Origin of the sequence: Burkholderia lata (genome assembly GCF_902499025.1) — a bacterium.
In the GTDB taxonomy this organism is placed as follows: Bacteria; Pseudomonadota; Gammaproteobacteria; order Burkholderiales; family Burkholderiaceae; genus Burkholderia; species Burkholderia lata_C.
Map to the genome: position 1 here is coordinate 290,071 of NZ_CABVPW010000004.1, position 17,870 is coordinate 307,940.

18 protein-coding genes are annotated in these 17,870 nt (G+C 60.6%); 12 read left to right on the forward strand and 6 right to left on the reverse strand.

The window, feature by feature from the left end; translation table 11 throughout:
- Nucleotides 1–14 precede the first annotated feature (14 nt).
- From BDI24065_RS06085 to BDI24065_RS06095, 3 genes are read left to right on the forward strand one after another with little or no spacing between them, the layout of a single operon-like run.
- Entirely contained in the window at nt 15–1,280 is a 1,266-nt protein-coding gene (locus BDI24065_RS06085; RefSeq protein ID WP_175030455.1) for a hypothetical protein, read from the forward strand.
- Nucleotides 1,281–1,294: 14 nt separating this feature from the next.
- The gene (locus BDI24065_RS06090) at nt 1,295–5,893 is read left to right on the forward strand and encodes an RHS repeat-associated core domain-containing protein (protein ID WP_175030456.1); all 4,599 of its coding nucleotides are present in this window, start codon (nt 1,295–1,297) and stop codon (nt 5,891–5,893) included.
- The gene (locus BDI24065_RS06095) at nt 5,890–6,432 is read left to right on the forward strand and encodes a hypothetical protein (protein ID WP_175030457.1); all 543 of its coding nucleotides are present in this window, start codon (nt 5,890–5,892) and stop codon (nt 6,430–6,432) included. Before BDI24065_RS06090 ends, BDI24065_RS06095 begins: the two co-directional genes overlap by 4 nt.
- A gap of 95 nt (nt 6,433–6,527) precedes the next feature.
- Here BDI24065_RS06095 and BDI24065_RS06100 read toward each other — a convergent pair whose 3' ends face one another.
- Complete coding sequence (locus BDI24065_RS06100) at nt 6,528–6,866, reverse strand: DUF3693 domain-containing protein (RefSeq protein ID WP_027808280.1); 339 nt, start codon at nt 6,864–6,866, stop codon at nt 6,528–6,530.
- A 390-nt stretch (nt 6,867–7,256) separates the two neighbouring features.
- Here BDI24065_RS06100 and BDI24065_RS06105 point away from each other — a divergent pair, with 390 nt between their 5' ends.
- From BDI24065_RS06105 to BDI24065_RS06145, 9 genes are all read left to right on the forward strand, one after another.
- Entirely contained in the window at nt 7,257–7,817 is a 561-nt protein-coding gene (locus BDI24065_RS06105) for a hypothetical protein (RefSeq protein WP_175030458.1), read from the forward strand.
- Nucleotides 7,818–8,081: 264 nt separating this feature from the next.
- On the forward strand, nt 8,082–8,312 hold the full coding sequence (locus tag BDI24065_RS06110) for a hypothetical protein (protein ID WP_175030459.1): 231 nt from the start codon (nt 8,082–8,084) through the stop codon (nt 8,310–8,312).
- Nucleotides 8,309–9,232 (forward strand): DNA adenine methylase, encoded by a 924-nt coding sequence (locus BDI24065_RS06115; RefSeq protein ID WP_254609693.1) that lies wholly within the window; start codon nt 8,309–8,311, stop codon nt 9,230–9,232. The genes BDI24065_RS06110 and BDI24065_RS06115 overlap by 4 nt, the downstream gene beginning before the upstream one ends.
- A gap of 1 nt (nt 9,233) precedes the next feature.
- Nucleotides 9,234–9,449, forward strand: coding sequence for a hypothetical protein (locus BDI24065_RS06120; RefSeq protein ID WP_175030460.1), 216 nt, complete (start codon nt 9,234–9,236; stop codon nt 9,447–9,449).
- 16 nt (nt 9,450–9,465) lie between these two features.
- Nucleotides 9,466–9,609, forward strand: a complete 144-nt coding sequence (locus tag BDI24065_RS06125) for a hypothetical protein (protein ID WP_175030461.1) — start codon at nt 9,466–9,468, stop codon at nt 9,607–9,609.
- Nucleotides 9,610–10,104: 495 nt separating this feature from the next.
- The gene (locus tag BDI24065_RS06130; protein ID WP_368040772.1) at nt 10,105–11,535 is read left to right on the forward strand and encodes a replication endonuclease; all 1,431 of its coding nucleotides are present in this window, start codon (nt 10,105–10,107) and stop codon (nt 11,533–11,535) included.
- Nucleotides 11,532–11,810, forward strand: a complete 279-nt coding sequence (locus BDI24065_RS06135; RefSeq protein WP_254609694.1) for an ogr/Delta-like zinc finger family protein — start codon at nt 11,532–11,534, stop codon at nt 11,808–11,810. Before BDI24065_RS06130 ends, BDI24065_RS06135 begins: the two co-directional genes overlap by 4 nt.
- A 13-nt stretch (nt 11,811–11,823) precedes the next feature.
- Complete coding sequence (locus BDI24065_RS06140; RefSeq protein WP_302479450.1) at nt 11,824–12,084, forward strand: ogr/Delta-like zinc finger family protein; 261 nt, start codon at nt 11,824–11,826, stop codon at nt 12,082–12,084.
- A gap of 3 nt (nt 12,085–12,087) precedes the next feature.
- Nucleotides 12,088–13,008 carry a ParB/RepB/Spo0J family partition protein gene (locus BDI24065_RS06145; protein WP_175030464.1) on the forward strand — a complete coding sequence of 307 codons (921 nt, stop codon included), beginning with the start codon at nt 12,088–12,090 and terminating at the stop codon, nt 13,006–13,008.
- A gap of 21 nt (nt 13,009–13,029) precedes the next feature.
- On the opposite strand, the gene BDI24065_RS06150 is transcribed toward BDI24065_RS06145, so the two are convergent.
- The 5 genes from BDI24065_RS06150 to BDI24065_RS06170 form a co-directional block, all read right to left on the reverse strand.
- The gene (locus BDI24065_RS06150) at nt 13,030–13,842 is read right to left on the reverse strand and encodes a DUF5677 domain-containing protein (RefSeq protein WP_175030465.1); all 813 of its coding nucleotides are present in this window, start codon (nt 13,840–13,842) and stop codon (nt 13,030–13,032) included.
- 48 nt (nt 13,843–13,890) lie between these two features.
- Complete coding sequence (locus BDI24065_RS06155; RefSeq protein WP_175030466.1) at nt 13,891–14,295, reverse strand: type II toxin-antitoxin system HicB family antitoxin; 405 nt, start codon at nt 14,293–14,295, stop codon at nt 13,891–13,893.
- On the reverse strand, nt 14,292–14,546 hold the full coding sequence (locus BDI24065_RS06160) for a type II toxin-antitoxin system HicA family toxin (RefSeq protein ID WP_015875749.1): 255 nt from the start codon (nt 14,544–14,546) through the stop codon (nt 14,292–14,294). Before BDI24065_RS06160 ends, BDI24065_RS06155 begins: the two co-directional genes overlap by 4 nt.
- 422 nt (nt 14,547–14,968) lie before the next feature.
- Nucleotides 14,969–16,006 (reverse strand): phage portal protein, encoded by a 1,038-nt coding sequence (locus BDI24065_RS06165; protein ID WP_175030467.1) that lies wholly within the window; start codon nt 16,004–16,006, stop codon nt 14,969–14,971.
- The gene (locus BDI24065_RS06170) at nt 16,006–17,823 is read right to left on the reverse strand and encodes a terminase large subunit domain-containing protein (protein WP_175030468.1); all 1,818 of its coding nucleotides are present in this window, start codon (nt 17,821–17,823) and stop codon (nt 16,006–16,008) included. The genes BDI24065_RS06165 and BDI24065_RS06170 overlap by 1 nt, the downstream gene beginning before the upstream one ends.
- Between the last annotated feature and the right edge of the window lie 47 nt (nt 17,824–17,870).

The window sequence follows — 17,870 nt, forward strand, 5'->3', positions numbered from 1 at the left end:
GGAGGTCCGCACGAATGCAGAACTGGCAGCCGACCAATCCGGTGGAGCGCAGGTTCATGGATGCGCATGCGGACTGGATGAGTTTCGCGAAGGAGCAGGAAGCGCGATTGATGATCTGGCAGACCGACGAGACGGATGCGGAACTCGTGCGGCTGTATTTCCAGGTCCAGGATGAGACGTCGTGTGCGGTCAGGACGATGCGGGCGTCGTTCGTCAACGAATCGGGTTATGCGAAGGCGCTGACGGACGAGCTCATCGCGTTCTACGACAGCCGGCGGGAGGCATCCAATGCGCAGGGTGTGCGTGCGGACTGGCACGCGCCGTATGACGATGGCAAGAATCCGGTGCTGTATCTGTTCGCAGTTACCGACAGCCTGATGCAGCACCATCCGGATATTTTCCCGGCGATGGTGTTCGTGCTGAAACCGGTGAAAGTGCGGGATGACACGGCATGGGTGCGATGGATCGACGATTTGCTGTCGATCATTGCGGTCGCGCCGCAGCTGGCCGAACGCGTGCGCTTTGTCGTGCCGCGTATCGAGATCGCGCCGTTTGCTGCGTTGATGCAAAGGCATCGGGCTGCGGTGCGCGTCGTGCACGGCAAGTATTCGATGGCGAGCGTGCCGCGCGAACTGCTGGCGGAATCGGGCGAGCGCGGGCCGAGCGGTGAGTTCCGACGGCATTTCGTGATGCTGACCGAGATGATCGAAGGCGGTAGTCCTTCCCGTCTGGAGGAACTGCGTGCGGCGGCGCTGAAGGTGGCTGAGCGCGAGCAGTGGTTCGATCAATGTGTCGTCGTGCATCTGATCGCAGGAGCCGCCTATCTGAAGTGGCGGGATCGGGAGCGGGCGATCGGCGCTTACCAGAGCGCCGCCAGCAGCGGCATGCGCGCGGTTGAAGCCGGGCATCCGGCAGGGCACAAGCTCGTGGCGAACGGGTTGTTCGGCGAGGCGAGCGTGCATCTGACGCACAAGGACTATGCGCACTCGGCTTATTGCTACGAGCGAGCGGCCGCGTCGACCACGGCGGCGAAGGACGGCCTGATGACGGTCGAGGCCTGGCGGATGAGTGCCGTGTGCTGGGAACGGGCAGGGGAGCGCGAGCATGCGCTGGAGGCCGGGTTCAATGCGCTCGATGCAGGGTTGATGATCGACGAGCCGATGCGGGCGAACAGCAATCTGCCGATGGTTGTCGAGTGGATGGTGTCGCAGCTGGGTGTACAGGACCGGCGGCGCAACGCGTTGATCGAGAAGGTCGCGGCGTTGCGTAGTGAGCGCTGAGCGAGGGCGAAACCGTGGCACTCCTGGCCGTCAAACATCTCGATCCCGTTGTTGGCGTGGACGTTCATTCGGTGCTGGTCACGCCGGGTACGCCGCCGGTATTCCTGCCGCACCCTCATGTCGGGTTCATGCTCGATATGCGCGAATACATCCAGGCGGCGAAGGCCGTGGTCGGTTGCATCGCGACGATGATCGCGCAGGAAAAGGTGAACGAATACATCGAACACCACCCCGAAGATTTGAAGAAGCTGGAACACCTGGCCGATGAGGCAAACCAGCAGGTCAATGACTTAATGGGTGGCGGAAAGCTGCCGGACTTCAAGGACGACCCCACTGTCGCGGAGGGGATGAGGCTCGCGAAAGAGGCCAACAAGATCAAGAGCCGCATCAGCGACGATCTTGGCTCGAACGTCGGGTCAGGTGGCGGCAGCGGCAGGCCGATTTTCGTGAACGGGATGATGCGGGCCACGGCCGGGACGCATGCGTATCACGTTCCGGGATTGCATTTTCCGCTTGGCGAATCGTTTGCTCCGCCGCCAGCCGAGTTCGAACCGTCGAACGACGGAGAATCGTTCATGGGCAGCAAGACGGTGCTCGCCAACAACGATCCGATGTCATACATGGCGCTGGAGGCGTTGAGTTGCTGGTCGATCGGGATGGAGCCGCCTCCGCATAACAGCGCACATACGGATCGAACCTATCCGTCGATGCCGAGCTCGGTGATGTTGCCGATTCCGGCCGGGCGGCCGGTATTGGTGGGCGGGCCTCCGATCATGAACATGGCTGCGGCGGCGAAGGGCTTGTTCAAGGCGTTTCAGGGATCGAAGTGGGCGAAGGCGCTGGCGGACAAGCTGCATTTGAAGCCGGGGTTCTTGCGGTGCAATGTGCTGAAGGCGGAGCCGGTCGATGCGACGACGGGCGAAGTCGTCGTTCAGCAAAGCGATTTCACGGTATCGGGGCGGCTGCCACTCGTGTGGGAACGCTATTACGCGAGTCATGATAGCTATGTCGGTGCGGTGGGCTTTGGTTGGCAAACTCCGGCCGATATCCGACTCGAATTGATGCGCAACGAGGACGGGATCGGCGCGGTCGCGTATTTTCCGGATCACTCGACCGCTTTCGACCTTGTGCCAGCGGACAACGGTTGGTCAGCACGCAAGTATGACTGGCAGCACGGGCACGCACTGTATGGTGACGATGGGCGGATGGTGCTGCGCACGCGTGAAGGAATCGAGTACGGATTCGTGCTGCCCCCCCGTTGGGGGGAGACCGCTTCAGCGCTCGATACCAATTCTCGGCTCACGCTGCCGATCGATCGTATCGCCGATCTCAATGGCAATGCGTGGGTATTCGAGCGTGCCCCGTGTGGCGGACTCGCACGTCTCGTCGAATGGAAACGCGACGTGCGGACCGAACGTCTGGTCGAATGCGGTATCGGCCGTGGGTCAAGCGCTGGGATGTTGACATCTCTGACGCTGATCGATGCAGGCGGAAGCGCCCACCCGCTCGTGAGCTACGAGCATGATCGCGAGCGTAACCTGGCGGCCGCGATTGACGCGATGGCGCATCGGCACCATTTCGAATATGCGGATGAGCATCGGATGGTGAGGCACACGAGCGCGCGGGGCGTATCGTTCTACTACAGCTACCAGCAGGGCGACGGCGGCGTGTGGCGTGTCAACCATGCATGGGGAGACAATGGCCTGTTCGATTACCTCTTCGTCTACGATCGCCCGCGGATGGAAACGCGTGTCACCAATTCGCTTGGGCATACAACGATCACGCAGATGAACGAGCACGGGATGCCAGTGGCGGAGATCGATCCGCTGGGCGGTGTGACCAGCTACCAGTATGACGCACAAGGGCGCACGTGTGCGCAGACCGATCCCGCGGGACGCACCACGACATGGGATTACGATCGATACGGTGATCTGGCCACCCAGACGCTGCTCGACGGCAGCGCGATCCGCACAGAATACAGCGACGACCACCGCCCCATCTGCGTGACGTTGCCTGGCGGCCGGCAATGGAAATACGCATGGGATGCGCAGGGCAATTTGCTCGCGCGGACCACGCCGTCGGGGGCGACATCGCGCTACACATATGACGCACACGGACAGCCGATCGAGTACACGGGGCCGCGCGGCACGCTTACATGCTTCGAGTTCGACCGTGTCGGCAATCTTGCCACAGTGACGAATGCACTGGGTCATCACACACGGTACCGGCACGACGCGCGGGGAAATGTAGTCGAGGCGATTGACGTCCTCGGGCGGCCGAGCCGCTACGAGTACGATCGCAACGGCAATTTGACCCGGGCTATCGAACCGGGCGGACGCGAAGTGCGTTGCGGCTATGACGCGGATGGGAACCTGATTCGCCATCGGGATGCAGCGGGCCATGTCATCGAGATGGACTATTCGCCGCTTGGACAGGTCAGTCGGCGCATTGCTCCGGATGGCAGCGTCGTCAAATACCACTACGACACGGAAGGGAAGCTGATCGGCGTCGTAAACGAACGCAGCGAGCTGTACGCGTTGGAGCGAAACGCATTGGGACGCGTCGTTGGAGAGACGGACTACTGGGGGCAGACGCGACGCTACCGGTATGGCGCGACAGGGGAATTGCTCGAGAGTACGGATCCACTGGGGCAAACGATCCGGTATCGCTATGATCGGCTTGGCCGCCTCACAGAAAGGCACATGCCTGACGATGGGAGCGAGCACGGCGAGAGGAGAGACAGCTTTGCATACGATCGGCACGGCGATCTAGTGCTTGCCGAGAACGCGTCGTCCCGCGTAGCGTTCCGCTACGATGCGGACGGTCGACTGATCGAGGAACAGCAGTGCGACGACTTCACGATTGCTAGCGCTTACGACGCTGCCGACAACCGGACGGAACGCAGGACTCGGCTCGTCGTAGACGGCGACGTTGTCGAACACACGGTGCGCTTTACGTACGACGCACTCGACGCCGTGACGTCGATTCAGATAGACGACGCTGCGCCGGTCATCCTCGAGCGCGATGCGCTCGGGCAGGTTCGCGTCGAGCGATTGAGCGCAGATCTGCATCGCGAGCTGTCGTACGAGCCGGGCAACCAGCCGGCCTCGCAGCGGACCCTGCTGGCTGGCGTCAGTGTACTTTTTGCGAGCGAATACGCGTATGACGCGAACGGCGAACTCGTCGAGAAGCGCGATTCCCGTAGCGGTACGGAGCGCTATCAGTACGACCCGGTAGGTCGGGTAACTGCGTACGTCGATCCGGCGGGGCGGCTGCGCCGGTTCTTCTACGACCCGGCCGGCGACTTGCTACGGACGCACACCCGCGAACACCGAGAAGCCGGCGCTGCTGATGTGACATGGGGCAATACCTGGGTGCGAGCAGGTGAATACGACGGCTGCTATTGCGCATACGATCGAGTGGGAAATCTAACTCGCCGGCAGGGGGGAGGACAGGACCTGTCACTGAAGTGGGATGCGCTTGGGCAACTCGAGGAGACGCTTTCGATGCGGCCGGCGGTGGCGGAGGTGGAAGGCAGTCAAGTCTGGATCCGCGCACACTATGAGTACGACCCCTTCCAGCGGCGTGTGCGCAAGGTTGTGCATAGCGGGCCGGCCCACAACGGGGAACGGGAGCCAGCGCTTTGGGTTAGCCGATTCTTCTGGGACGCCAATACGCTCGTTGGCGAGTACACGACAAGCGAGGAAGGCGACGCGATCCAAAATTTGACTGATCATGTGTCTGCGGTGCGACATATGCCTTCGGAGCGGGAGCAAGGCTGCGCGGACAGTGGGGCACCGCGCGGCGCAGGTCGTGTGTATGAGTGGGTCTATTACCCAGAAACGTTCCGACCGCTCGCTACAATGCACCACGATCTGGCGGTTCGTACGGTACCAGTGCCGACACCGAGACCGCCGACGGGATGTTCGGCGCTCGTGTATTTCTTCCAGACTGAACCAAACGGGGCGCCCGTGCGGATGCACGATGCGGATGGGGAGGTCGTGTGGGAGGCCCGCTATAACCAGACGGGCGGCATTGAACGTTCTAGTGCCCAACGGGTCGACCAGCCATTGAGGCTGCAAGGGCAATATTTCGATGACGAAACGGGCCTACATTACAATCGCCACCGTTATTACGATTCGCATACGGGAACCTTCATCTCGCCTGATCCATCGGGCCTGCGCGCAGGAGAGAACCCATACAGCATTGCCCCCAATACGCTGGGATGGATCGACCCGCTCGGCCTGGAGGATCGATATCCAAGTTGGATGCCGACGAAGTCGTTGTATCAACGTCAGCACATCATTCCGTGGTCGCTGAGGAATCATCCCGTATTCGTCAAATCCGGGGTTGACATCAATGCTCCTTCCAACATGATGTACATGCCCATATTCTCTTGGGTCACGAACAACCCACTGATTGGCCTTCACGAGGGTTGGACGACAAAGCACAAGGAATACAACGAAATGGTCGAGATATATCTGGACGACTTGGACGATCTGGCCGTGCAGGAAGGTTGGAGCAAGGGAACGATCCGCGAAGAAATTTGGGGCCTCCAACAAGAGCTGCGCAAAGGAAGCCGTGACGGCAGGTTCACTTGTAAAGAGCGATGAAAATCTACGCACTCAGAACGACCGTGCAGGATGAAGAGGCGATTGTAGACTTTGCCGATAGCGGAGCCGTATCGAGCTGTCTCATCTATGGTCGCGACAATCCCGCTGGACTCGCCGTTCCGTTGATGGCTGTGGCACAGCACGGCTATACCCGCACAAACATCGTAACAACGGACTATGTTTCGGCATCGGTCAGAATTCCGATTTTCTCGATACGATTCCGCGACCTGTTGGGCAAGCGACTGTCACAGGAGCTTGAGTTCATTCCCTGCCTCATAAAATGCGAAAACGATTCCTTCCCATTTTTTGCTGGCAGAACATTGAAGACTCTGCCGCTCGTAGATCCGGGCAAATCGCAGTACCGAAAGCTGGCGTCCGGCACGTCGATCTTGTTGAAAGCTGCTTACCGCGATCCCCCTGAGACTGGGTTTCTTATTTGCAGGGATGTCGAGTCTCGCGGCAGATTTGTAGTTTCAGACGAATTCAGGAAGTTGTGTGGCTTGTACTCGCTCAACATAGAATTCGGCGCGCCGGTTTGATGTTGAATTCATGCGCCTCAATGGAGCGGAGATTCGAAGTGGGCTCACGTATAATTTTACATAACGTGAAGAAGGGTCGCTAACTTTAGCTGGCGTTACACCTGCGGGACCAAAGCCCCACAAGCGTTAGCGGGTAGCGCCAGCCGTCGAAAACCCTGAAGGCCCTTGGAAAAAACTTCCAAAGCGTGAACCCAAATTGCCTTCGTGCGATCGTCGCGCGAGCTTTCGGCGTGCGCAGCCGCGATCACCTCGAACGGATCGACGTTCAGAATTTCCGCCACGCGGATAGCAGTTTTCTCATCAAACACTGATTGCTGGTTGCGGTACTTGCTGACCGCGCCACGCGTCACGCCCAGCACCTTGGCTGCGGCGTAGTCGGAGGGAAGGTCGAGGCGGGCTTTCACCGCATCGAGCCAATCGACTGTCGTTTTCATTGACAAACCCCTTTTGAATCAACTCAACCCGGCGTCAAAGGTACTGCGACGCTTCATCAGATGCAACTGTCTCCGTTGCTGAGACGTATCATCTATTGACACGTTTCATCTGATGAGACTATTCTCCAACCCGTCGCCCCGGCACCGGTTCTCAACCCCGCCGGTCTTGAGCTGATCCCTCATGCGCCGGGGCGATGTTTCAAGCTGTATCCGTTCAAGGGGTTGAACAAGGGGAAGTCAAATGCACGTTTCGCTGCAACAAACGCTTACACCTTCGGCGCTCGCGCGCCAATCCGTCGCACCGTATTTCCGTGCGCTCATGGACGCAATGATTGGAATTGTCCGGAAATGGACTTTTGTTCCGGGCATGCAACAAGCAGGGTGGGCAGCATGAAAAACATCGGCAACGAACTGCGCGACGAACTGCGGGCCGCGCACGCGATCATCCGCACGGTGCTCACCGTGTTGACGTTCGACCAGAAAATCCAGTGGTCGAACGCGAATGAGCGCGACAACGTGATTGGCGAGGGGATGACTCGCGCCGATGAGCGGAAGGACGCGATTGAACGTGGTTGCGTCGACGCGCTGTATCGCGAATTGAAGTGCGCGGATCGGATCATCGTGAACGCTCGCGCGCTGCTGACGCATCACCAGTGCGAACTGTGGGCCGATGCAATCCGCCTTGCCGGTGTCGTGTCGAGGAACGCAACGCGTGACGACGTGCGCGAAAAAGCGCTGCGACGTGCGGCGCAGGAACTGTCGGGTTCATGGTTCGGCTTCGATCCGGCTGGCCCGGCCGAAAGTGTCACGGTCGTGATGCTTCCGACGGACGCCATGTCTGCGGAACACGCGGCGTTCTTGCGCGGGCTTGAGCGATTGGGCGCGCTGGTGTTCTCCATGCCGCGCCCGGCAGATCAGCGCGCCGGGGCAGGGGCGATGTGTGCAGCCTGAAACGAACGCCGGGGGCCGCGTAACCGCGATCATCCTCGGCGGTAGAAATTCCATTCGATAGTACGAACATACATAGCGGGGTGACTCAATGGCTCTTGTCTATAGCATTCCTAATCAGCGTGACGCGGAAACACTCGCGATTCGTCGGGTGATCCGCGCGAGCAACGCGGAACACATCGCACGTCGCCGTGCGAGCGATGAAGCCGAGCGACAGGCGGCGACACTTCGCCACGTTGAACGGGCATTCACCATCGTGAGGTCTGCATGACGCTCGCGGACTTTCAAGCCGCTGCACCGCGCCAGATCGAGCCCGGCATTGTCGAAACCGGCCCTTTCTATGAGCGCGGTTCGCGCGGCGGGTACTTCACGGCGAACGGCTCGGCAGTCCACTGGTACGAAGAAGGCGGCATTGCCCCCGAATGCTGCATGTCGCGCGACGTGGCGTTACTCGTGGCGCGTGATTGCCTTCGTCCAATACTCGCGGAGGCAGCGTGACACGGGCGAAAACGAGAACAGAAATCACGGCGCCGCTTCTCAGCTTCATGGGGAGCAAGTTTCGCGTCGCGTCGTGGGTGCTGTCGCACTTGCCTGAGCACGATATTTACGTCGAACCATTCGGGGGCTCAGCTGCTGTTCTTCTCCAGAAGCCGCGAAGCCGCGTCGAGATTTACAACGATCTGGACGGCGAAATCGTCAACCTTTTCCGCGTAGTGCGCGACGACGCGTCGCGTGCGCGCCTGATCGACGCTCTCGAACTGACGCCGTACGCGCGCACGGAGTACGACGCCGCATGGTTCGCTACCGACGAGCCGATCGAGCGCGCACGACGCCTATGTGTGCGCGCACAAATGGGCTTCGGCTCGATGGGGGCGACACGGCCGCTGAATGACCCGATCGGATTCGCGGGTGATGTGTGGTCGGATGGGCCGGGGCAGTGGAAGCGGTATCCGGGCAGGCTTGGCCCGATCAGTGCGCGCCTGCGTGGAACCATGATCGAGAACATGCCCGCCGTTGAACTGATAGCGCGATACGACGCGCCGGGCGTGCTGTTCTACGTCGACCCGCCGTACCTGCCGGAAGTGCGCAACAGCGTCTCGCGTGGCATCGGCCGCGACTACCGTTGCGAAATGTCCACGTTTGAGCATGTCGATTTGCTGGCGATGCTCGCGAACCTTCGCGGCATGGCCGTGGTGAGTGGTTACGCGTCGGACATGTACGAGCGCGCGCTTGCCGGGTGGGCTCGATTCACCCGCAAGACACGAGCGAACAGCCAGGCGGGAACCGTGGCGCGCGAAGAAGTGATCTGGATATCACCGTCTGCGTGTGCGGCGGCAGGGATCGAGCCGCGCGCGGTCGAGCGGTTCGACGTGATCGATGAATTGCCCCTGTTCGCGGTGGCGGGCGTTCGGGCCTGACATGGATCAGTCGAGCGCCGACAGCACGATGACGACGCGCGAACTGCTGATCGAGGATCTAGCGGATTTCGGCATCGGGGCGGGCGTGCTCGCTACTCCCCCCGAACTGACGAGCCCGGCGCGCACTGCGGAATCCGATTTGGCCGAAGCAGCCGCAATGCACGTTCTCCGACCGCTCCTGCGCAGCCTGTCAAAACGACGTTTTCAATTCCTGTAATCAAGAGGACACCCCCATGAAGCAAACGCCCGAGAAAAAGCCGCTCCCGCTGTGGGCGATTTGGCTGCTCACTATCGTGTTCGCGCTCGCATGGTGCGGCACACATCCCGAAGAAGGCACCGAGGCCGCATGGCCCGTGAAATCGACGCAACCCGCCTAACGTTCCCTCTCTCGATTCTCGGCTGTCTCTATGTGGATTTACGCGCGCGACGCTGAAAGCAGCGTTCCGAAACTACCCGAAGCGAACAAGGCGAAGAAACGCCTTCCCGTGAAGTGGATGCGCCGTGCGCTCGAACAGGCGCGTGAAGCCGGGCGCGACAGCGCGCGCACGTACCGCCAGCGAACCGGGTTCAACGCGGCGCATATGTTCGATCTGGCAGCAGCGGCGAACACGCTGCGCGACTTTCTGGACGTCCACGCACCCGACGGCATGCCGGTATCGCCTGATGCGACCGATCACGAAATCTGCATGAAGGCTCGCCGCATTGCGTCCGATGTGACGATGCGCGCGTATGGCCTCGAACTAGCCGATGCGCTCGTCGTCGCGCGCGCTACGTGCGGCGCATACGGTATTGACATGCCTAATTTCGAGCATCCGGCCGATCAGGTCGCGCGCGTGAAGTGCGAACTGTGGTGGCGGCGTCAGTTGCGCAAGATGCACATTCGGGGGCTGGAACACTCGAACATTCGGCTGCACTTCGTCCACCTGAAAGCGGAGCCCTATGCGAGTGATGAAGCCGTGCGGCGTCGCATTGCGCAGAATCGGCGCAACGCACGCACGCTCGAAGCGGTCACGATGGAGAACGAGGACGGACAGCGCTTCACGCTCGCCGAACTGGCGTCGAAGGGCATTTCGAACAAGGCATTGAAGCGCGGCGAACTGTTCACGCGCCTGCGCGGACTGGAAGAACTGGCGGACGGCGCGTCGTATCGCGGCGTCATGTTCACGCTGACGTGTCCAAGCCGATTCCATGCAGTCCGACAGGTTGGTAGCTGGTTCAAGCCGAACCCGAACTATGCGGGCATCACGCCGCGCGACGGACAAGCGTATCTGCGCAAGGTGTGGCAACGCATCCGCGCGGAACTGAGCCGCGAGGGTGTGACGTACTTCGGTATGCGCGTTGCCGAGCCGCACCACGACGGCTCGCCGCATTGGCATGGTCTGGTGTTTTCGAACGATATCAAGCGTTTTTGCGAAATCATGCGCAAGCACGGGCTGCGCGACTCCGGTAACGAACCCGGCGCGCGCGAGCACCGTGTGCGCTTCGAACTGATCGACAAGGCGAAGGGTTCGGCCGTCGGGTACATCGCCAAATACATCTCGAAGAACATCGACGGACATGCGGTCGGCGACCACAAGACGAATGAGGGCTACGTGGTGCAGTCGGATTTTTGGGACGACGACGAAATCACGCCGTCTGCTCGCGTCGAAACGTGGGCCGCGCTGTGGGGCATCCGACAGTTCCAGCAATTTGGCGGTGCGCCGGTCGGTGTGTGGCGCGAGCTGCGCCGCGTCAAAGAGGATGACCTACCTGCCATCGAAGAATCAGCGTGCATCGTCGCCGCTTGGACGGCCGCGCAGAAGCGCGACGACAAACCCGCCGATTGGGCTGCGTACTCGCGTGCAATGGGCGGCGTCGCGGGCGAGGCCCGCATGGTCTACATCCGACACACGATCGAGCACCGCGAGGGGCGGTATGGCATCGCCCCCGTGCGCGTGCCGCACGGCGTCGAGGCAATCGGCATTGCGAGCATCGTTGACGGGCTTTGCTCGTACACCCGCGAAACGGAAATCTTCGTTCCGTCGACGCGTCACGTGTGGCGAGTGGTTCGGCGCGGCGGCGAAGCCGCCCGCCCTTGGACTGGTGTCAATAACTGTACGCAGCAGCCCGAGCACGTCGAGGCGATCGAAACGCCGGTCGACGCATGGCTTGAATACGCGGAGTCGTTCCGCATCGATTCGCCCGTCGATCCGCGTGGCACGCGCCACAACGCCGCTCACGCGCACGACATATCTGACTGGCTGGCCGACTACGAGCAGGCCGCCACGCTGAACACGCAACCTAACCAATCGGGAGCCGTATGAACGCCAGCTATCGCGATCCGCACGACATGACGATCGAGTGTCCCGCGTGCGATGGGCATATCGAGGCGCGTCACTCCGAACCGATGAGCGACACCATGCGCCGCCTGTATTTCTACTGCCCCGGTTGCGGATTTCGTGCGCCTGCGTCGCTCGAAATTCTGTACTCGCTTTCGCCGTCGGCGTCGCCGCGCGATGGGCTCGATCTGCCGATCGTTCGCGCTGATCCGCTTCGCGGCGCGGTGAATTCGCGGACGGCAAAGCGGGCCGGGTTGTGACATGCGGTGGACCATGCCATGTCCTCATTGCAAGGCGCGAGGTATCGCGCGCGTGATGCTGCGCACGTCGGATCTGTGTTGGAACGTCGATTTCCAGTGCGACAACGTGCTGTGCGGTCACACGTACCGAACCGCGCTCACGATGACGCCAGAGGGGCCGGTGCAACGCACCGAGCGGCGGGAGTCGCTTTCGCTTTTCGATGACTCGCCGAATAGCGGGTCTGTTTCTGATGATGGCGACGCTTCGTCGCCGGGGTACTTGAAAGGGGATTGAACGATGGATGCAGCAACGAACATGCAGGCCGAAATGGAGTTGGTGCCGGGCAATGTGAAACAGATCATGAAGCAGTTCCGGCAGGGGAGCGCGGATATCTACATGGTGTCACTCGATGCGATTCGCGTACGACCGGGCTTCAACGCCCCTCGTCTCGCCGACCCGGACTATCCGGCAGCGGTGCGCGAGTACGCGGATTCGATGAAGGTCAACGGCTTCTTTCGCCACAAGCCGCTCAAGGTGTGCGCTGCTGTAGACGGCTTTCTGTACCTGTCCGATGGCCATACACGATGGGATGCTGTCCAGCTTGCGAACAGCGAGGGTGCAGGCATCGAAGCGGTGCCGGTTGTAAACGAGGAACGCGGAACGACGGAAGAAGATCGGTTGTTCGGCAAGTATCAGGACAACAACGGCCGGAAGCTGACGCCGCTCGGCGAGGCGATTTTGTTTAAAGACATGCTCGGCCGCGGAATCTCCGAAGAAGCGATTGCTCGGCGCTTGCCGTGCTCGATTACGAAGGTTCGCAACGCGCTCACGCTGCTGTCTGCGCCGACGGCGATTCGCGAAGCGGTGCAGGCCGGCGAGGTGTCGGCGACGGCCGCGCGGAATCTCGTGAAAGAGTCAGGCGCGGATGCAGTGGGACAGTTGCAGGCCGCGAGGGAAGTCGCGAAGGCATCCGGAAAGAAGAAGGTAACGCCAAAGACCCTGAAATCGGTCGGCGCGAAGAAGGAAACAGCCAGGTCAACGGATGCCGATCTGCTGGACTGGCTTCAGGCGCAAGGGAACGTCGCGATCAGCAAAATGCACGTGAAGGGGGAGCCGCCAGTGTTTCGCGTCAGCGTGCTCGATCTGCTCGACAATTCGGTTGCTGGCGAGGGGGCGAATATTCGCGAAGCAATTGTACGCGCGCGGTCACGCGGTTGATCTGAAATCGTAGGGCATGCGTCAGGCTTGAGCGGCATGCGGATTCCACGGGCTATATTTAGTGTTGAGGTTTTCCAGTTCGGCGAGCGCGAGCGCAATCGCCGTGTTCGTCTCAGGTGTTCGCGTCCCGATTTTTTCCACGCTGGAACAGGCGATCAGGATGCCGTGGCAGGCGCTCAAGACGGCTCGCGGCGTTTGCTCAACAATCGGCCGGTACTCGAGCGAGCGCTGGCCGTTTCCTTCGTTTTTAATGTACACGTCTACTGCGGACAGCGAAGGGTGTGCGACAGTGTGAGACAGGATGCGATATATCCCGTCGTATGCACCTAGCGCATCGCCGCGTCGCGCAAACTCGTATAGATCGATCGCTTTTGCGTCCGCGTGTGCCGTCGCAAAATCCGTGAGCATTTCGGCATGACCTTCAATACCGGGATATCGCTTGATGTCTCGCAGAAGCGTTTTCGCGTGCTTGGTCTTGCCAGCGAAATCTGTGCTCGAAAGCTCATCCCATGTCACTTTGTCGCTCGCAATGGCGATCATCACAAAGGCCGTTTCAAACAGACCTCGCGTTAGTACCATCGATTCGATCGCCATCCCGCCCGCCGCGAGACTTGCCGCAGCCTGATAGTGGGACACACTTCGACAAAAATACTGCTTCATCGTAAGTGTGCGGCGGTTCATTTGCGTTCCGAAGAGGCGCGACAGGTCCATTGAGACGGATGAACAGAGATCTGCCAAGGCGAACAGGTCAGGAAACCGGTCGCGCTGCATCTTGTTAAGCGCAGTGATCGATTGACCTGCATAACCTTCTTCGCTAAATCGAACGCGTGACATGGGATGCTCCCGGTCATTTTTCTAGGTTGCTTGGCCTCGCACGCTCACTCAAGGGCGTGAAGCCCCAGTAAGCACTTCGGGCCGGGCGTCGGTCACCCTGTACCCCGCGTGCTCCAACACTTCACGGGCCGCGCGCCCAAGCACCTCCTCAGACCATTGATTGATGCTTTCGTCCAACAGGGCGGCCGCGATGCCTACGGTTGCGTGAACAGTCGGGTCGATACGCAGCATCAGCTTGCCGGACGCTGCCTTTTGCGGCTCGCGTCCTGCGCGCTTGCAGTCGTCAAGGTAATGATCGACGGCCGCATGAAAGTCCCGCGACAGTTCGTCCACCGTTTCGCCGTGGAAACTGATCTTGTCGTCCACGCCGAGCACGTGACCGACGAAAATGTTATCGCGCCCGTCGAAATCGATCCGGGCGAAATATCCCTTGTAAGACATGGCGTTGTTCATGGCTTGATTCCCATTTCGATAAACCAGTCGCGCAAGTCCTCCACCTGATACCGCTTCGCCTCTTTGCCCGGATGCGGGCGGTGGTGATAGCGACGCGTGCCGTTCAGTTCGAAGGCGATGCGCGACCCTGCGCCTTCGTGGATTTCGCCGCCGAGTGCGGCGACGAGCGATTCAATATCGGAGAACACGATCCCGCCCAATGTGGGCTTCGTGAAGATCGCGGCGAGGGTGCGGGCGTGTTTCGATTTCATGCCCAAATGATAGCAGAAAATGATATCAATGTGCAATCAAAAAGTGATATCACGTCGCGGAATCGTCCCCATGCGTCCGGCTGGTTCTCCGGGCTTCTACGCGGTTCATGTGCGTGATGTGGTCGCGCGTCGGGCGCGGCAGCGGCAGGCCCGTGGCGGGCTCGATACGGGCTCGGCCGGGCCGTCCCGCGTGGGCGGTAGGTGGGGGCGGATCACACATTCCGCCCCGGAATTTCGCAGTCCCCTCCGCGCCTGCGGGCAAAAAAGAAACGGCGATTCCAGACGCAACCCGTGCGACCGGCCGAGCCCCGCGCGGGGCGGGGTTCAGCGATTTTCGGGGTGATTTTCCAGACGCAGACAGACGTGCAACGCGCGATTCCAGACGCAGCACCGAAAAGTGCCAGAATTGGCACTTCGGACGGTCAGGCGGCGACCGGCAACACGTAGTCGTTGAACCGCACGATTTCCTCTCCCGCCCACTCGTTGATTTTGAGGAATTGCTGTTGGAGCGGTACCAGTTCGTTCCGGGCGAACACCCGTGCCATTGGTTCGACCGCTCCGAATCCGCCCGTGTTGCTCGGCACGATGCCGATAAGCTGCGGCGGGATGCGGTGCGCCGCAAGCGAGTCGTCGCGTGTCACGTTCTTGATGTCAAAGAACTGGTCTTTCGCGGCGACTTCCGAAATCGGGATCAGTTGTACTGCGCCTTTCTCGCCATTGCTGCCTCGTGCCGCGGAATGCAGAAACAGGTTCCGGAAATTGCCGATGCCCTTCGAATCGCGCATCGCTTTCCGAATCGCGTCCACGTCCTCCGGGTCCATGCTCGGGTCGTTCACGTACAGGATGAACCCGGCATGCGAGCCGTTCGCATAGTAGCGGCGCCGGAACAGCGTGGCCGACTCGTTCAGCCACGCGGACTGTAGAGACGCGATGTACTCGGGCATGCCGTACACCTCTTGATTTACATCGGGCTCCATCAGTTGAAAGATGGAGCCTGTATCGAACTCGTGGCGGCGCAGCCAACCGTCGATGAACACGAAATTCTGTAGGTCCGTCTTGCGTCGCGTGTACTTCGCCGGGGAAGGGCGATAGCTGCGCACCCCGCCCATGCGGTTGCGCTCGCGTTCAAGGTAAGCGTCGCCGAAAACGACAAAATCGAGCGCAAGGCGACGAAATGCGTCACGCGAAAACTTCGGATGTTCGATGAACGTCGACGCGAGCACGTTTCGTTTGAAGTACAGCGCGGACGCGTGATGTGTCCCGGCGCGCATCGACTTCGCGAGCGCTTCGCGGCTGATGGGCGGTTCGAAATAATCATCGACCGCCCATAGCTCGGCGTAGTCGAGAATATCGGCTCCGTCCATCGCGGAAACGGTGTCGCCGAACGTGAACGATTCGACCGACGACAGCGGTGCGCGCGTGGCGATATCTTGTGCGGTAGGTACGAAGTCGGAAGTCATTAGCAAATCTCCACGGTGCTGCGCGCGCGGCTCGCACCTTCGAGGGGTTCATTGTCGAGCGCGTGAAGGCAGGCCCATGCAAGGTCAGCATGGCCGATTTCTTGATTCCGCGCGGCGGTGTAGGTCATCTTTGCGCCGCTCGGCGTCATCGAGCGCCGGATGGACAGGAACGATTGGGCGAGGTCTGTCATACCCGCATCGAATTCCAGGCGCTTTTTTCCGATCACCGACATGCCTTTCAGGACAAGACGGTTTTTCAGTTCGGGCGAGTAGTTCAACGCGACAACGCGCGGGAAGAACTGGCGCACAAGCTGATGGACGCCGTGACCAATGCCGGTGGTATCGATCGCGATATACGTGACGTTGTAGCGCTGCGTCAGTTCGCGAATCTTGTCTGCCTGCGTTTCGAAGTCGATGCCTTTCCAGCGATGGCGCTCGAGAACGCGGAATTTCCCGTTCGGCTCGTCGGGCGGTGCGATGACAACGCACCCGGCCGAGTCTCCCGTAAGCGCGGGGTCGTAGCCGATCCAGACCGGGCGGTAGCCGAACGGACGATCAAGCAACGGCTTCACGTCGGTCCATACGTCCCATGAATCGACCATGCACGCCTGCACGAGCCGGAATGCGAACACCGAAGCGGTGTCGTCTACGAACTGGCACATGTACAGGTTTTCGAAGTCGGCCGGGCTGTTCGAGCGGCGCAAGTCCTCCAAGTCGAGTTTCGTGAATCCGGATGCAATCGCGTCCTCGGCGGTCACGATCTGCCGCCATTGCCCGTCGCCACACGCGAGCCCGCGCGCGAGCGACGTGTGCGAAACGTCGATTTCAACCCGCTCGTCGTCAGGTCGGTCGCGGTTGAAATCCGCACCGGTCCAAAACGGATAGGCTTCGTGCGTCGTGGTGGACGGCGTAGAGAAGTGCGTCATCCGCAAATGCGAATGTGTCGCCATCCCCTTCGCAACCTTGTTCAGTTCCGCAAACTTGTTGACCCAAAAATACTCATCGAAATACAGATCGCCGTTATAGCTCTGTGCCGTGCGCGAACTGGTACCGAGATAAATCAGGCCCGCGCCGTTCGGGAGCCACATTGGATCGCCGGTTAGTTCAACCTGCGCTGCCTCCCATGCGAATTTCTGGATATACGCGCGGAACACGTGCGCTTGTGCGCGGCTCGCGGACAGAAAAATCTGGTTATATCCGGTTTCGAGTGCGCGCCCGAACGCTTCGTGCGAGAAATAGAACGTCGCGCCGATCTGCCGGGATTTCAGGATGTTCCGACGGCGCAAATGGCGGTTCTCATACCACGTGTTCTGATGGCCGATCAGTGAGTCGCGGATCGCGTCGAGGATGCGTTGTTGCTGCTCCGGCGTGATCGCGTTGCGTGTGGTCTTTCGGCCCGACGAGCGCGACGATACGCGCGGCGTGCTACCGCTCGCGGTGCTCGTCTCGGTCGCGCCGGACTCGATACGCTCGGCGCGAGCCTGCATGCGCTGTTGCCGCTCCATCTCGCGGCCGAGTAGATCAAGCTCTTTGAAATCGCGCGGTTCCTTCGGGTCTTTCGCGATCAACACGCGCATTCGCGTCGTGAGTGCATCGGACACCTTGTCCGTCGACGTTGCCTTGTCCCATCCCTCGCGCTGCTTCCATGTTTCGACAGTCGAGCGCGGTTCGCCGATGTATTCGGCGATCGATCGGATTTTCCATCCGCCCCAAAACAGATCACGCGCGACGCGTCGCGTCGCGAGGCTTGTCACGTTCGTTTCGGTCTTGTCATTTGCAGCCGGGAAATCGGCGAAGGGGTTTGCAGGTTTTTCCATGCGTCGAGCGTATGCGCGCGCGCGGGGGAAATCGATCGCATGAATTT

Excerpts from the sequence above, each read along its gene's own strand:
- BDI24065_RS06085 (WP_175030455.1), top strand. The coding sequence starts at position 15 with ATGCAGAACTGGCAGCCGACCAATCCGGTGGAGCGCAGGTTCATGGAT.
- BDI24065_RS06095 (WP_175030457.1), top strand. The coding sequence starts at position 5,890 with ATGAAAATCTACGCACTCAGAACGACCGTGCAGGATGAAGAGGCGATT.
- BDI24065_RS06100 (WP_027808280.1), bottom strand. The coding sequence starts at position 6,866 with ATGAAAACGACAGTCGATTGGCTCGATGCGGTGAAAGCCCGCCTCGAC.
- BDI24065_RS06105 (WP_175030458.1), top strand. The coding sequence starts at position 7,257 with ATGAAAAACATCGGCAACGAACTGCGCGACGAACTGCGGGCCGCGCAC.
- BDI24065_RS06110 (WP_175030459.1), top strand. The coding sequence starts at position 8,082 with ATGACGCTCGCGGACTTTCAAGCCGCTGCACCGCGCCAGATCGAGCCC.
- BDI24065_RS06120 (WP_175030460.1), top strand. The coding sequence starts at position 9,234 with ATGGATCAGTCGAGCGCCGACAGCACGATGACGACGCGCGAACTGCTG.
- BDI24065_RS06125 (WP_175030461.1), top strand. The coding sequence starts at position 9,466 with ATGAAGCAAACGCCCGAGAAAAAGCCGCTCCCGCTGTGGGCGATTTGG.
- BDI24065_RS06130 (WP_368040772.1), top strand. The coding sequence starts at position 10,105 with ATGCACATTCGGGGGCTGGAACACTCGAACATTCGGCTGCACTTCGTC.
- BDI24065_RS06135 (WP_254609694.1), top strand. The coding sequence starts at position 11,532 with ATGAACGCCAGCTATCGCGATCCGCACGACATGACGATCGAGTGTCCC.
- BDI24065_RS06140 (WP_302479450.1), top strand. The coding sequence starts at position 11,824 with ATGCCATGTCCTCATTGCAAGGCGCGAGGTATCGCGCGCGTGATGCTG.
- BDI24065_RS06145 (WP_175030464.1), top strand. The coding sequence starts at position 12,088 with ATGGATGCAGCAACGAACATGCAGGCCGAAATGGAGTTGGTGCCGGGC.
- BDI24065_RS06150 (WP_175030465.1), bottom strand. The coding sequence starts at position 13,842 with ATGTCACGCGTTCGATTTAGCGAAGAAGGTTATGCAGGTCAATCGATC.
- BDI24065_RS06155 (WP_175030466.1), bottom strand. The coding sequence starts at position 14,295 with ATGAACAACGCCATGTCTTACAAGGGATATTTCGCCCGGATCGATTTC.
- BDI24065_RS06160 (WP_015875749.1), bottom strand. The coding sequence starts at position 14,546 with ATGAAATCGAAACACGCCCGCACCCTCGCCGCGATCTTCACGAAGCCC.
- BDI24065_RS06165 (WP_175030467.1), bottom strand. The coding sequence starts at position 16,006 with ATGACTTCCGACTTCGTACCTACCGCACAAGATATCGCCACGCGCGCA.
- BDI24065_RS06170 (WP_175030468.1), bottom strand. The coding sequence starts at position 17,823 with ATGGAAAAACCTGCAAACCCCTTCGCCGATTTCCCGGCTGCAAATGAC.